The sequence below is a fragment of the Streptomyces sp. NPDC014882 genome (genome assembly GCF_043081325.1).
GTDB lineage: Bacteria > Actinomycetota > Actinomycetes > Streptomycetales > Streptomycetaceae > Streptomyces.
Genome location: NZ_JBIBWL010000005.1, coordinates 377252 through 389870, shown reverse-complemented (window position 1 = coordinate 389870; position 12619 = coordinate 377252). Strand labels below are relative to the sequence as shown.

Sequence of the window (12619 nt, the reverse complement as noted above, 5' to 3'; positions counted from 1 at the left end):
GAACTAAACACATCAAACCACAATCCCCCACGAGAGTCACCACCACAACCAAACAAAGACCACCAAGCGAAGTGAGCAGTGCATGCGAACCCCCACGTATCTCGCGGCTGAGCTACGCCTTCCGACCAACTGGCTCGACTACACGATCATGGCGATCTACTTCGTGGTCGTCCTCGGCATCGGCTTCGCCGCGCGCCGCTCGGTGAAGACCAGCCTCGACTTCTTCCTCTCGGGCCGCTCGCTGCCCGCCTGGATCACCGGTCTCGCCTTCGTCTCGGCGAACCTGGCGGCCACGGAGATCCTCGGCATGGCCGCCAACAGCGCGCAGTACGGCGCGTACACCGTCCACTGGTACTGGATCGGCGCCATCCCGGCCATGGTCTTCCTCGGCCTGGTGATGATGCCGTTCTACTACGGCTCCAAGGTCCGCTCGGTCCCCGAGTTCCTGCTGCTGCGCTTCGACCGGGGCGCGCACCTGCTCAGCTCGGCCCTGTTCGCCTTCGCCGCCATCCTGATCTCCGGCGTGAACCTGTACGCCCTCGCGATCGTCGTCGAGGCGCTGCTGGGCTGGCCGCAGTGGGTGGCGATCGTGGTCGCGGGCTTCTTCGTCCTGGCGTACATCACGCTGGGCGGCCTGTCGTCGGCGATCTACAACGAGGTGCTCCAGTTCTTCGTGATCCTGGCGGCCCTGATCCCGCTGACGGTGCTGGGCCTGAAGAAGACCGGCGGCTGGGGCGGCCTGACGGACTCGCTGACCGAGGCGCACGGCGAGAACTTCACCTCCGCCTGGGGCGGCACGGGCATCGGCAGCGACAACCCGCTGGGCGCGAACTGGCTGACGATCGTCCTCGGCCTCGGCTTCGTGCTCTCCTTCGGCTACTGGACGACGAACTTCGCCGAGGTGCAGCGCGCCCTGTCCGCGCGGAACCTCTCCGCGGCCCAGCGCACCCCGCTGATCGCCGCGTTCCCGAAGATCTTCATCGTCTTCCTGGTGATGATCCCGGGCCTGGTGGCGGCGGTCCTCGTCCCGAAGATCGGCACGGCCGACTCCGACCTGCAGTACAACGACGCGATCCCCTACCTGATGGAACAGCTGCTGCCCAACGGCGTGCTGGGCATCGCGGTGACCGGTCTGCTGGCCGCGTTCATGGCGGGCATGGCGGCGAACGTGTCGTCCTTCAACACGGTGTTCACCAGCGACATCTGGGCGAAGTACGTGGTGAAGGGCCGCGAGGACTCCTACTACGTCCGCTTCGGCCGCCTGATCACGGCGATCGGCGTGCTGGCGTCGATCGGCACGGCGTTCCTGGCCTCGTCGTTCTCGAACATCATGAGCTACCTCCAGACGCTGTTCTCCTTCTTCAACGTGCCGATGTTCGTCGTCTTCATCGTCGGCATGTTCTGGAAGCGCGCCTCGATGAAGTCCGGCTTCTGGGGCCTGCTCGCGGGCACCACGGCCGCGATGGTCAACTACTTCGTCCTCTACAAGCAGGACGTCATCGGCATCCCCACCGACCAGGGCGCCAACTTCGTCTCCGCGATCGCGGGCTTCGTCGCGGGCGCGGTCGTGATGGTCGCGGTGTCGCTGTTCACCGCCCCCAAGCCGGCCGAGGAACTCCAGGGCCTGGTCTACGGCACCGTCTCGCCCGGCATGGCCGAGCCGCCGGCCGAGGGCGACGACGCCTGGTACCGCAAGCCCGCGCTGCTGGGATGGGGCGCGATCGTCATCGCCGCCGCCTGCTACATCCCGTTCTCGTTCTGAGCCCGCCCGAGCCCGCTGACGCCGTTCGCGGGAGGATGGAAGAACCATGTCAGAGCAATTCGAACCGTCCGAGCGGGCGGAGGCGGAGCAGCGGCTCCGCAAGGCCGGCTACTCCGAGGCCGACGTCCAGCGCGAGGTCTCCGACCTGGAGCAGAAGTCGGCGACCGCGGCCCGCATCTTCGACCTGCGCCGCATCATCGGCGGCCTGTTCGTCGTCTACGGCGTCATCGTCACGATCGTCGGCATCACCGACGGCGACGCGGAGATCGACAAGGCCCAGGGCATCAACATCAACCTGTGGACGGGCCTGGGCATGCTGGCCCTGGGGATCTTCTTCCTGGTCTGGCTGAAGCTCCGCCCGACGACACCGCCGGCCCGGCTGCCGACGGAGGCGCTGGAGCCGAAGGACTGAGGGGTCCTTCCGGGCGTGCGTACGGGGCCGGAGCCCGCGCGGGTGGCGGGGTCCGGCCCCGTACGTGTGCGGCCGTGCGTGCGGCTGGTGGTGAGGGACGGTGGCAGGCCTACTCGCCGGTGAAGAGGTCGGCGGCGGTGGCGGCGTGGACGGCGCGCTGGGACCAGGTGGTGAGCCGGTCGAGGTCGGTGCAGGCCTGCACCCGCGTGCGGACGTCGTCGGGCACGTCGATGCCACGCCAGCGCAGGATGTTCAGGGTCGTCTCCGCGAGTGCCTCGATGCGGCCTTCTTCGCGGCCTTCCTCGCGTACCTCCTCGGCGAGCGGGTGCCGCCAGAAGTACTGGATCGTCGTCATCATGTCCCTCCACATCTGCCGGGCCCGGCTGTCCGCCAGGCACGAGTCGACGAACTGCACGAAGACCGCGGCACTGTCGCGGTCGATGGTCCGCAGGGCGGCCGCCAGCGATTCCAGTATGGCGGGAGCCTCCCGGCCCCGGCCGTGCGTCATGGCCGACAGCACCGCAAGGGGTACGTCCCGCTCGGCCTCCCGCTCGTCCGCGATCACCGGCACGTTGTCCGGGCCCAGCACGAACGGGCGCACCGTCAGCGACGGGCACCCCCGCACCCCGAGGTGGATCGGCTCGGCCGCCCACCGGGCCGTGGCACTGTTCTGCGTGACCACGATCAGCACCGGCTCGCACCGGTACTTCTCGTACAGATAGCTCAGGTAGTACGGCCAGCTGCCCCGCTTCCTCTCGTCCGGCTTGCCCTGCGACTCCACGACCAGCAGGTACGCGCCCTCGTCCGTCTCCGCCCGCAGCAGCGTGTCCACCCGCCGCTCGACGGGCTCGATCTCGGTGAGGTCGACGTTCATCCCCGCGAAGTCGTACGGCTCGGGGAACGGGACGCCCAACACCTGTTGCAGGGCACGTGTCAGCAGCGCGGGATCCTTCTGGAAGATCCGGTGCATGGCCTCGTGTGACGAGCCGACCATCGGCTCTCCTCTCTGTGCGACAAGATCAACGAGCTATGCCACCGGCAGGTCACACCAGACGTATTTGCCGCGGTGCCCGAAGCGGGACAGCGGGTGCCAGCCCCACACCTGCGCGCAGGCCCGGACGAGTACGGTGCCGCGCCCGCGCTCGGCGTCCGCCGGGTCGGCCACCTCGCGCGGCGGGTCGGGCGGCTCCGGGTCGGCGTCCCACACCCCCACCCGCAGTACGCCGTCCGCCCAGCGGATCCGCAGCGCCGCCGGGCCCTTGGTGTGGAGTACGGCGTTGGAGACCAGCTCCGAGGCGATCAGCTCCGCGGTGTCCACCATGCCGATCAGGCCGTGCACGGTCAGGATCAGGCGGAGGGTGCGGCGGCAGACGGGGACGGCTCTGACGTCGTTGGGGATGTGGAGGGAGTACTCCCAGGTGTCGGGGGTGCTTTCGGGCATGCGTCAACTCCGGGTGAGGGGAGGGTGGGTGAGGGCGCGGTGGCAGTGCCGCGGCCGTCACGGCAGGACGGGGCGGTGCGCTTCCGCAGCGTGTTCAACGCATGACTGACGGTATTTCCTAACATTAGGAAGAAGCAAGCCGCTGTCCTATCCTGACCCCCGAACGAGGTACGTAGACAAAGCAGTTGCGACGAGGAGATGCCGGTTGCCACCGAAGAGACACCTCACGGCCCGCAGGGTGCGATTGGGCACCGAGCTGCGCAAACTCCGCGAAGCCACGGGCATGAAGGCTCGAGAAGCTGCCGCGCTACTGGGTGCTGACGCAGTCCAGATGAGCCAGATCGAGTCCGGTGTGGCGGGCGTCAGCGCAGAGCGTGTTCGCCGTCTGGCGGCCCACTACGCCTGTACGGACGAGAGATTGATCGAGGCTCTGGTGGCCATGGCGACCGACCGCACGCGCGGTTGGTGGGAGGAGTACCGGGGTGTCCTGCCGCCGGTGAACCTGGACCTGGCCGAGGCGGAGCACCATGCAACGTTGCTGCGTGAAGTCGTCATCACGTACGTTCCCGGACTGCTCCAGACGCCGGAGTACGCCCGAGCAGTCTTCGGATACATGCGCCCCGAACTGCCCGACGGCGAGTTGACGCCACGCGTGGAGCACCGCATGAGGCGGCGCAGTGTCATCGGGGGCGAGACGCCCACTCCGTACGAGGTGATCGTCCACGAGTTCGCCCTGCGCATCCGCGTCGCCGACCGCCAGGTGTCCCGTGCCCAACTCCTGCGAATCCTGGAGCAGTCCGAGCAGGAGCACGTCACCGTGCGCGTCATCCCCACCGACCAGGACGGTTTCGGTGGCGCCGGTGCCTCGATGATGTACATGGACGGGCCGGTGCCCCAACTCGACACCGGACTACGGGAGGGAGCGACCGGCACGGCGTTCATCGACGCGGAACCCCAACTGAAAATGCTTCGAACGCTTTTCCGTAAGGTGGAGAGGGCGACGCTCGACCCCTGCGCGTCCCGCGACTTCGTCCACCGCCTGTCGAAGGAACTGTGAGGCGTCCCATGGTTGAGGCACTGCACTGGCAGAAGTCGACGTACTCGGGAGGCGCCGAAGGCAACGCCTGCGTCGAGCTCGCCACCTCTAGAGGAGCGATCCACCTCCGCGAGAGCGACACCCCCGCCACCGCCCTCACCACCACCCCCGCCGCCCTCGCCCGCCTCCTGGAAGGCATACGCGACGGCGCCCTGTGAACGCCGCACGGCCGGGCGCGGTGCCCTGACCCCTCCGTCCCTCACTCGGCGTCGTAGGCCTCGCGCGCCTTCTCGATCTGGGGCATGTGCACCCGTGCCCACTCCAGGAGGACGTCGACGGGAGGGCGCATCGTCTTGCCCAGCGGGGTGATCCGGTACTCCACCGCGACCGGCCTGGTGTTCACGACCTCGCGCTCGACGATGCCGTTGCGCTCCAGTCTGCGCAGGGTGGCGGTCAGCGACTTCTGGGTGACCGCGGGGATCGCGCGGCGCAGGTCGTTGAACCGGCGCGGCCCCTCGCACAGCTCGCCGAGGACGCTCAGCGACCACTTGTCCAGCACCTGGTCGAGCAGTTCGCGGTGCGGCGCGGAGATGCTCAGCTCGTCGTCGTGGGAAGCGGCGGTATCGCTCATGAAACCTGGTCTCGTTGAAGTGTCCTGCGTCTCCTAGGTATCAAAGAGGTACCACATCCGTCACGTCACGAGGAGACCTCATGCCCGTCCAGCGTTTCACCCCCGAGGGCCTGTTGCAGCCCACCCCCTACCACCACGTCGCCGTCGGCACGGGAAGCAAGCACGTCCACGTCAGTGGGCAGATCTCCGTTCTCGCGGACGGGACGCCCGTCGCCGCGGGAGACCTCTCCGGGCAGGTCGCGCAGGCACTGCGGAACACCGCACGCGGTCTCGCCGGGGCCGGCGCGACGTTCGACGACGTGGTGCGGCTGACGGTCTACGTCACCCAGTGGGAGCCGGAGAAGATGGACGCCTTCATGGCGGGCATCGAAAGCGTCGCCGACGAGATCGGGCTGTCGCTGCCCCTCCCCCCGTCGTCGCTCATCGGCGTCGACTGCCTCTTCCAGCCCGGCTTCCTCGTCGAGATCGAAGCCACCGCCCTCGTCGACTGACCGCTCGCACGGACCCGCCCGTCCGCAGCGGGTCCATCGGTCGCTGGGAGCAGGTCCTGCGCCTCAGGCGCGCTGCGCGCCTGCCGGCCAGGGTCGGCCCTCATGGAGACCACGGGAATCGTCCGTCGCCGGACGGCGGAGCGGGTGCGCGACGTTCTGGAGCGGCTCGTCACCGAGCGGGACGTGTGGGTGTCGACGGCTCACCCTGATCACGGGCCGCACCAGGTGCCGCTGTGGTTCCTGTGGGACGGGCGAGCGGTGTGGATGTGCACCGGTGCCGCTTCCGTGACCGCGCGGAACGTCCGCGCGGAGCCGCGCGTGCGCCTGGCACTGCCGGACACCTCCGACGTGGTGCTCCTCCAGGGGGAGGCGGAGCGCTTCCCGGACCAGGAGGTGCCCGCGGACGCGGCGGAGGCGTTCGCCGACAAGTTCGGATGGGATCCACGCGTGGAGGACGGTTCTTTTCTGTACGTGCGCGTGGTTCCGAGGACGGTGCGCGCCTGGCGCGGCGAGCCGGAACTGCGCGGGAGGGTCGTCATGCGCGACGGGACGTGGCTGGAATGACGGCCGTCCCCCGCCGGCACGCCTCTGTCGTCGCATCCGACCGGAAGTAGGGGGTCGGCCGCGGTGACCATCTCCGCGCGCACCGCGTCGATCATCTTCCGCACGCGCTCCGGCAGTACATCGCGGGCCGTCTGGGCCTTGAGGGTCCAGTCCGTCTGCCAGGGCGGGCCCATGAACCCCTCACCGGTCTCTGACCGGGCTCCAGCCGCTGCGCCTCGTAGCGGAGGTGGGAGACCTCTTCGAGGAGTCTCTTGGCCTCGGCGAGGTCGGTGGAATCGGCCGCACGGTGTTCGAGGTCCGTCACCAGGGCATCGAGCCTCCCGTCACGGGCGATCGCGTACTCGCCCCACCATCGGGCCATGAACGCGGGCACGGTGCTGATGTCGTAGGCGTCCGCGACGGCCCACTTCCCGTGCTCGTCGCCCGGGCGGAGGATCACGGCCTCGGCCGAAGTCCTCGGCGCTGCTTCAGGCCCGTAGGACGACGACCATCCGCGGCAGCACCCTGCCGGCGACGGATCCCGAGGGGACGCTCCCCGTGCGGACCGCGCCCATCGCGCGGTAGAAGGGCTCGGCGTTCGGGTCGGCGTCGATCGTGATCCGGGTGAATCCCAGGTCTCGTCCGGCGGCGACGGTGTGCTCGAACAGCAGGCGGCCGATTCCCCGGCCGATGGCCTGCGGATCGACGAACATCATGCCCAGGACTGCCGTGGGCGGTTCTCCCTCGAGCGTCGTGAAGCCCAGGATGCGGCCGTCTCCGTCAGCCACCGTGGCGCGTCGGAGCACGACCTCGTGCGCGGCGACGCTGAGCTCGTCGCGACACGCTTCCAGGAACCCGGCGTCATAGCCCCAGTGCGCCTTGGACCGCAGTGCCAGGTCGGTCAGCATCCCGGCTTCCGCCGCCCGTGCGGGCCTGAGCAGCACGTCCATCCAGAGCATCCCCTCACCGTTCCTACGGGCCCCCCGGCCCCGCCTCACCGTCCCGGGACCCCCGCGTCAGGGATCCCGCGCGGTCCAGCAGCCCCGTGCGGGCCGCCAGGGCCGCCGCCTCCAGCCGTGAGCTCACGTCCAGTTTCATCAGGACGCGCTGGACGTGGGTGCGGGCCGTGGAGGGGGCGATGCCCATGCCCGCGGCGATCATGCGGGTGTCCTCGCCGTCGGCCAGGCGGACCAGGACCTCCACCTCTCGGGGCGTCAGGAGCCCGAGGAGGCGCCGGCCCTCGTCGTCGGGCCGGGCCGCGGGGTTGAGCAGTTCGCCGAAGGCGCTCTGCAGGAGCTGGGGGGCCACCGCCGCCTCCCCCGACCGGGCCTTCATCATCGCCCGCTCCACTCCCTCGATGCGCTCGTCATGGCGTACGTAGCCGGAGGCGCCCGCGGCGAAGGCCGCCGCGATGCCGCGCGGGTTCGGCACCGGTCCCAGGACCAGGACGGCCACCTGGGGCCGTTCCCGCTTGATGCGGACGACCGGGTCGAAGAAGCCCGGCCCGTCCGGGGTCGCCGTGCCCAGCAGGCACACCTCGGGCGCCCGGGTGATCACCAGTTCCGCCGCGCCCGCGACGGGCGCCGTCGCGGCGAGCACCCGGTGCCCCCGCAGTTTCAGCGCCGAGGCCAGCGCCTCGGCGAGCAGTCGGTGGTCGTCGACCACCATCAGCCGCACTCCCATCGGACAACCCCACCCCCAGTACCCCCATGGATGCCCACCCGGGCACACAGGCAAAGCCACCACCGGCACACGTGCGGACATGTGCGGACGGACAGAAGGCGCCCCCCGGCACCCCGTCCTTCATGCCCCCGGAAGCTACACGCTTGTTCGACGCCGCGCTCCCCCTACCGGCGAGAAGGACCCCTGATCGCCGAAGTTCTCCGCGTGCGGGGGCGCGGGGCGGTACGCGTACGGCCCCGCCCCCGAACGGGGACGGGGCCGCGACGGCGGTGGCGGGACGGTCAGCCGGTCGCGCCGAACGCCAGCGCCAGGTACTCCTCGTCGTCGGAGCCGGAACTGTCCGCGTACAGCGCGGACATGTACAGGTGACCCTGGGAGTAGATGATCTCGGAGTACTCGGGCAGCAGGCTGCTCTCCGCCTCCCGCACCGCCTCCGTCGACGGGTTCTGCAGCAGCGTCGTCTGCTTGAACGTGCCGCTGTCGATGCTGACGACCTGTCCGCCCTCGTCGTAGGGCGGCCGCTTGTACGCGATGACGTTCTCGCCGTCCGTGCGCAGCGGGGTCAGCACGTGGCCGTCGCCGGCGTCGGCACGCTGGCCGGTCTGCTTGCCGGTGGTCAGGTCGAAGGCGACGATCTCGTTGGTCCGGCTGTACTCGCCGGTGCCGTCGTGCTCCTCCGTCGGCAGGTACAGCCGGTTGGGGCCGACCGCGACGCCGGAGCACTTCTCCATCTCGGTGATGCCGTCGCAGCGGGCCGCGAACTGCTCGCCCGGCGCGGAGATCCGGGTCAGCAGCTTGCCGGTCTTGTTGTCGATGGAGAAGAAGTCCGAGATGCCGCTGCCGTCCTGGGCGCTGTCGCCGACGTCGGCGGCCACGACCAGCGGGTCGGTGGACACGACGGCCGCGTACTCGATGCCGGTGGCCATCTTGTACTCGGAGAGCACCTTCCCGGAGGCCGGGTCGATGGTCTGGATGTGCAGCTCGCGCGCGTCGTACTTGCCGCACTTGCGCACCGCGACCAGCTTCGCGCCGCCACCGTAGCCGGCGTCGTAGCAGGTGTCGGCCGCCTTGGGGGACCACAGCAGCTTGCCGGTGGTGATGTCGAAGGCGCTTCCGCCCTCGGTGGCGCCCAGCGCGACGGTGTTCCCGCCGACGGTGACGTTGTCGAAGGTGACCGGGTAGTCGCCGACCGCGACGGTCTTGCGCCACAGCTGCTTGCCCGCGTTCAGGTCGATCGCGGCGACCTCGCTGCACCCGGCGTGGGAGTCCTTGGCGGGCATCTTCGGCTGGAAGACCACCGCGGTCTTCCCGTCCGCCGTGGCCTTGCGGCTGGCGGTGCACACCGGGCCGGGCAGCTTGACCGTCCAGAGCTTCGTGCCCTTGTCGGGGTCGTAGCCGACGATCTCGGCGACGCCCGACTTCACGTACGCCTTCTCCGTCAGCCAGGAGCCGCTCACGACGACGCTGTCGTCCTTGGCGACCGTGGGCGACGGGATCTTGAAGAGGAGCTCGGAGTCCGGGTCGCCGGGCACCTTCTCCGTCCCGCCGGCCGACGTCGTGCCGCCGTCGCCGCCCTTCTCGTCACCGCCCCCGCCGCCCCCGCCGGTCGGGCCGGCGGTGCTCGCGGTGTCGTCCTTCTTGTCGCCGGAGTTCGCGTACCAGACGCCGCCGCCGATGATCAGCGCGATCGCGACCACGGCCGCGACGACGATCGCGACCTGGGCGTTGCCCTTGCGGCCGCCCCCGGTGGGCGGCACCTGCATCGGCACGGTGGGCTGTCCCGGGTAGCCCGGGTAGGCCGGCTGGGTCGGGTAGGCCTGCATGGCCGACGGCCCCGGCTGGCCGGGCTGCCCCGGCTGCCCCGGGTAGCCGTAGCCCGGCTGCTGCTGGCCGTACGGCGCCTGCGGGGCGTACGGGGCCTGCGGGGCGTACGGGGCCTGCGGGGCGTAGGGCGCGGGGGCGGGGGGCTGCTGGGCGTACGGGTTCGGCTGGCCAGGCTGGCCGGGGTAGCCGTAGCCGGGGCCCGCGGGGGGCTGGGGCGGCTGGACGGGCGGGGCCGCCTGCGGATAGCCGTAACCGGGGCCGGCCGGGGGCTGGGGCGGGCCCGCGGGAGCCTGCGGGGCCGGCCGGCCGGGGTAGCCGTAACCGGGCTGCGGCGCCGGGTCCTTGGTGAGCTGCGGTCCCGCGGGCGGAGCCGGAGGCGCCGCGGGCGGCGGGCTCTGGGGTGCCGCCGGGGCCGGAGGCTGGGGTGCCGCCGGGGCCTGCGGGGCGGGCACGGCGGAACCGTCCTGCGGCGGGGGCGGGGCGTCCTGCGGCTCCCCGGAAGCCGCGGGAGCGTCCTGCGCGGGAGCCGCGTCCTGGGGCGGGGTGTCCTGCGGCGGGGTGTCCTGGGGTGTGCCGGAGGGGTCCTGCTGCTGCGGGGACCGGTCCTCGGGGGTGCCCTGGGGCGGCTGGTTCGGAGGCGGCGGCTGGGTCATGGTGTGGGTACCTCGGGATGGCGCGGGGAGAGACGGGGACGGGAGTACGGGACCTCGCGGAGGCGGGGCGGACGGGCGGCGAGGGGGCCGGGGCCGGACGGTGCGGCCCGCGCGGCCCGCCGGGCGGGGCCACGGGCGGCCGGCGCCGTCCGGAGCGGCCCGCGGGACGGACCGCGCACGGGCCGTGCGGGCCGTGCGGGCCGTGCGGGCCGTGCGGGCGCGGGACGCGGCGGTGGCCCGCTCGTCCGGCCGTGGCGGGCCGCCCCGGCCGGGTTCGCCCGCCTCACTTGCCGTAGGCGAGCATCAGCTTCTCCTTCGCGTCGTCGCTGCCCGCCAGCCGGGTGGTGGAGAGGTAGAAGCGGCCGTCCGCCCACGCGAGGTCGCGGGAGAAGAAGCTGTTCTCGAGCTTGGTCGTGCTCTCCGGCAGCTGGAGCAGCGTCGACGGCGTGTGCGCGGCACCGGCGGTCGGGATCGACACGACCCGCCCGCCGGCGTCGTACGACGGCTCGACGTAGGCGACGAGGTTGCCGCCCTCGACGGTCACCGGCAGCATCGACTCGTCCGTCGGGGACTTCACGCGCCACTTCTCCTTGCCGGTGGCGAGGTCGATCGCGACGATCTCGTTGGCCCCGGTGGTCGCCTTGGTCGGCAGGTAGAGGGTGTTCGCGTCGGCGGCCGTGCCCTTGCAGCCGGTCAGGTCGCGCCGGAGGATCGCCCAGCCGCACTCGGGGGCGAAGTCCTCGTCGACGCCGACCTGCGAACGGAACGTGCCGTCCGGCTTGAGCGTCGAGATGTTCCAGGCGTTCTTGCCCTTGTTGGTGCTGTAGACGACGAGCGGGTCCAGGGAGTAGGCGCGTGCGACCGTCCAGCCCTTGTCGAACTTCTGGGTCCACTTGACCTTGCCGGTCGCCGGGTCCAGTTCCTGCAGCTCGTCGTGCTCGCCGGGCTTGGTCGCGTCGCAGGAGGCCACGGAGATCAGCCTGGCGCCGCCCGCGAACGCGGTCGGGAAGCAGGCGTCGCCGTACTTCTTCTTCTCCCACAGCTTCTTGCCCGTGTTCACGTCGTACGCGGTGCCCGACTGCGAGCGGCCCACCATCAGCGTGTTGCCCGCGACGGACAGTTCGACGGTGATGGCGCTGTCGAACAGCGCGCCGTCGGGGACGGTCCCCGTCCAGCCCTTGGCGCCGGTGTCGAGGTCGATCTGCTGGAGCTGGTTGCACTTGGCGCGGTCGCTGGTGCCGTTCATGTAGGCCACGACGACCTTGCCGGCCGCCGTCTTCTGCGGGGTGACCGCGCAGATCTTCTGCGGCAGGGTGATGGTGTCCCAGGCGGGCCTGCCGTCCCCGACGCCGTATCCGACGACGTCCTTGTAGGCGGCCTTCACCGCGGTCCTGGACGTGATCCACATGCCGGGGGCCTCGCCGCCGGAGGCGGGCACGTCGGGCGCCTCCTTGTACCAGAGCACCTTGGCCTCGCCGGACTTGCGGCCGGCGTTGAGGTCCTCGGGGTCCTCGCCGCCGTCGCCGCTGCCGTCCCCCGGGTTGACGGGGGCGGCGCTCACGGACGGCTTGCCGTCGTCGCTCGGTCCGGCGACCGGCTTCTTCTCGCCGCCGCCGTCGTCACCGCTCGTGACCGCGAACACCGTCCCGCCGATCACCAGCAGCGCCGCCACCGCGGCGCCGACGGCCAGGGCGGGCTTGCCCCGGAAGGGGTTGCGGGAGCCGGACCGCGGGGTGCCGGGGGCGCCGGGGAACTGGGGCGCCGGGTAGCCGTGGCCGGGCTGCTGCCCGTAGGGACCGGCCGGCTGTCCGTACGGCCCCGGCTGCGGCGGCTGCCCGTACGGCCCCGGCTGCCCGTACGGTCCCGGTGCGCCCGGTGCGCCCGGTGCGCCCGGTGCGCCGTAGGGTCCGCCCGGCTGTCCGTACGGCCCCGGCTGCGGGGGCTGCTGCGGGTAGCCGTAACCGGGCTGCGGGGCCTGCGGCGGCTGGGCGGGCGGGCCCTGCGGCGGCGGGGGCGGCATCTGCGGCGCGCCGAAGCCGCCCTGCGGCGGCCGGTCCGGCTGGTCCTGCGGTGCTCCGAAACCGCCCTGCGGCGGCTGCTGGTCGGGCGGCTGAGTCATCAGCGTCTCCCCCTCGCTCACTGA

Annotated in this window: 14 protein-coding genes; 6 read left to right on the top strand and 8 right to left on the bottom strand. The window is 71.3% G+C overall.

Annotation, left to right across the window (positions count from 1 at the left end; all coding sequences use genetic code 11):
• Nucleotides 1-82: 82 nt before the first annotated feature.
• Complete coding sequence (locus ACF09K_RS15410; protein ID WP_392243746.1) at nucleotides 83-1762, top strand: sodium:solute symporter family protein; 1680 nt, start codon at nucleotides 83-85, stop codon at nucleotides 1760-1762.
• A 46-nt stretch (nucleotides 1763-1808) separates the two neighbouring features.
• Nucleotides 1809-2174: a hypothetical protein gene (locus tag ACF09K_RS15405; protein WP_392243745.1), complete on the top strand. Its 366-nt coding sequence runs from the start codon at nucleotides 1809-1811 to the stop codon at nucleotides 2172-2174.
• Nucleotides 2175-2283: 109 nt separating this feature from the next.
• Here the strand turns inward: ACF09K_RS15405 and ACF09K_RS15400 are convergent, their stop codons facing one another.
• On the bottom strand, nucleotides 2284-3168 hold the full coding sequence (locus ACF09K_RS15400) for a hypothetical protein (protein ID WP_392243743.1): 885 nt from the start codon (nucleotides 3166-3168) through the stop codon (nucleotides 2284-2286).
• A 33-nt stretch (nucleotides 3169-3201) separates the two neighbouring features.
• On the bottom strand, nucleotides 3202-3615 hold the full coding sequence (locus ACF09K_RS15395; RefSeq protein WP_392243742.1) for an ATP-binding protein: 414 nt from the start codon (nucleotides 3613-3615) through the stop codon (nucleotides 3202-3204).
• Between the two features lie 205 nt (nucleotides 3616-3820).
• Here ACF09K_RS15395 and ACF09K_RS15390 point away from each other — a divergent pair, with 205 nt between their 5' ends.
• Nucleotides 3821-4672, top strand: a complete 852-nt coding sequence (locus tag ACF09K_RS15390) for a helix-turn-helix domain-containing protein (RefSeq protein ID WP_392243740.1) — start codon at nucleotides 3821-3823, stop codon at nucleotides 4670-4672.
• Nucleotides 4673-4680: 8 nt separating this feature from the next.
• Nucleotides 4681-4869 (top strand): DUF397 domain-containing protein, encoded by a 189-nt coding sequence (locus ACF09K_RS15385; protein WP_392243739.1) that lies wholly within the window; start codon nucleotides 4681-4683, stop codon nucleotides 4867-4869.
• A gap of 41 nt (nucleotides 4870-4910) precedes the next feature.
• On the opposite strand, the gene ACF09K_RS15380 is transcribed toward ACF09K_RS15385, so the two are convergent.
• Nucleotides 4911-5282 carry a winged helix-turn-helix transcriptional regulator gene (locus ACF09K_RS15380; protein WP_392243737.1) on the bottom strand — a complete coding sequence of 124 codons (372 nt, stop codon included), beginning with the start codon at nucleotides 5280-5282 and terminating at the stop codon, nucleotides 4911-4913.
• An 80-nt stretch (nucleotides 5283-5362) separates the two neighbouring features.
• On the opposite strand from ACF09K_RS15380, the gene ACF09K_RS15375 reads away from it, so the two are divergent.
• A complete protein-coding gene (locus ACF09K_RS15375; RefSeq protein ID WP_392243735.1) occupies nucleotides 5363-5773 on the top strand; it encodes a RidA family protein in 411 nt (136 codons plus the stop codon).
• Nucleotides 5774-5875: 102 nt separating this feature from the next.
• Nucleotides 5876-6337 carry a pyridoxamine 5'-phosphate oxidase family protein gene (locus ACF09K_RS15370; protein ID WP_392243733.1) on the top strand — a complete coding sequence of 154 codons (462 nt, stop codon included), beginning with the start codon at nucleotides 5876-5878 and terminating at the stop codon, nucleotides 6335-6337.
• Nucleotides 6338-6428: 91 nt separating this feature from the next.
• Here the strand turns inward: ACF09K_RS15370 and ACF09K_RS15365 are convergent, their stop codons facing one another.
• The 5 genes from ACF09K_RS15365 to ACF09K_RS15345 form a co-directional block, all read right to left on the bottom strand.
• Nucleotides 6429-6776, bottom strand: a complete 348-nt coding sequence (locus ACF09K_RS15365; RefSeq protein WP_392243731.1) for a hypothetical protein — start codon at nucleotides 6774-6776, stop codon at nucleotides 6429-6431.
• A 28-nt stretch (nucleotides 6777-6804) separates the two neighbouring features.
• The gene (locus tag ACF09K_RS15360) at nucleotides 6805-7266 is read right to left on the bottom strand and encodes a GNAT family N-acetyltransferase (protein WP_392243948.1); all 462 of its coding nucleotides are present in this window, start codon (nucleotides 7264-7266) and stop codon (nucleotides 6805-6807) included.
• 22 nt (nucleotides 7267-7288) lie between these two features.
• The gene (locus ACF09K_RS15355; RefSeq protein WP_392243729.1) at nucleotides 7289-7999 is read right to left on the bottom strand and encodes a LuxR C-terminal-related transcriptional regulator; all 711 of its coding nucleotides are present in this window, start codon (nucleotides 7997-7999) and stop codon (nucleotides 7289-7291) included.
• Between the two features lie 281 nt (nucleotides 8000-8280).
• Nucleotides 8281-10476, bottom strand: a complete 2196-nt coding sequence (locus tag ACF09K_RS15350; RefSeq protein WP_392243728.1) for a PQQ-binding-like beta-propeller repeat protein — start codon at nucleotides 10474-10476, stop codon at nucleotides 8281-8283.
• A gap of 283 nt (nucleotides 10477-10759) precedes the next feature.
• On the bottom strand, nucleotides 10760-12595 hold the full coding sequence (locus ACF09K_RS15345) for a PQQ-binding-like beta-propeller repeat protein (RefSeq protein WP_392243726.1): 1836 nt from the start codon (nucleotides 12593-12595) through the stop codon (nucleotides 10760-10762).
• Nucleotides 12596-12619 lie beyond the last annotated feature (24 nt).

Excerpts from the sequence above, each read along its gene's own strand:
- ACF09K_RS15400 (WP_392243743.1), bottom strand. The coding sequence starts at position 3,168 with ATGGTCGGCTCGTCACACGAGGCCATGCACCGGATCTTCCAGAAGGAT.
- ACF09K_RS15350 (WP_392243728.1), bottom strand. The coding sequence starts at position 10,476 with ATGACCCAGCCGCCGCCTCCGAACCAGCCGCCCCAGGGCACCCCCGAG.
- ACF09K_RS15385 (WP_392243739.1), top strand. The coding sequence starts at position 4,681 with ATGGTTGAGGCACTGCACTGGCAGAAGTCGACGTACTCGGGAGGCGCC.
- ACF09K_RS15375 (WP_392243735.1), top strand. The coding sequence starts at position 5,363 with ATGCCCGTCCAGCGTTTCACCCCCGAGGGCCTGTTGCAGCCCACCCCC.
- ACF09K_RS15410 (WP_392243746.1), top strand. The coding sequence starts at position 83 with ATGCGAACCCCCACGTATCTCGCGGCTGAGCTACGCCTTCCGACCAAC.
- ACF09K_RS15355 (WP_392243729.1), bottom strand. The coding sequence starts at position 7,999 with ATGGGAGTGCGGCTGATGGTGGTCGACGACCACCGACTGCTCGCCGAG.
- ACF09K_RS15405 (WP_392243745.1), top strand. The coding sequence starts at position 1,809 with ATGTCAGAGCAATTCGAACCGTCCGAGCGGGCGGAGGCGGAGCAGCGG.
- ACF09K_RS15395 (WP_392243742.1), bottom strand. The coding sequence starts at position 3,615 with ATGCCCGAAAGCACCCCCGACACCTGGGAGTACTCCCTCCACATCCCC.
- ACF09K_RS15380 (WP_392243737.1), bottom strand. The coding sequence starts at position 5,282 with ATGAGCGATACCGCCGCTTCCCACGACGACGAGCTGAGCATCTCCGCG.
- ACF09K_RS15370 (WP_392243733.1), top strand. The coding sequence starts at position 5,876 with ATGGAGACCACGGGAATCGTCCGTCGCCGGACGGCGGAGCGGGTGCGC.
- ACF09K_RS15345 (WP_392243726.1), bottom strand. The coding sequence starts at position 12,595 with ATGACTCAGCCGCCCGACCAGCAGCCGCCGCAGGGCGGTTTCGGAGCA.
- ACF09K_RS15360 (WP_392243948.1), bottom strand. The coding sequence starts at position 7,266 with ATGGACGTGCTGCTCAGGCCCGCACGGGCGGCGGAAGCCGGGATGCTG.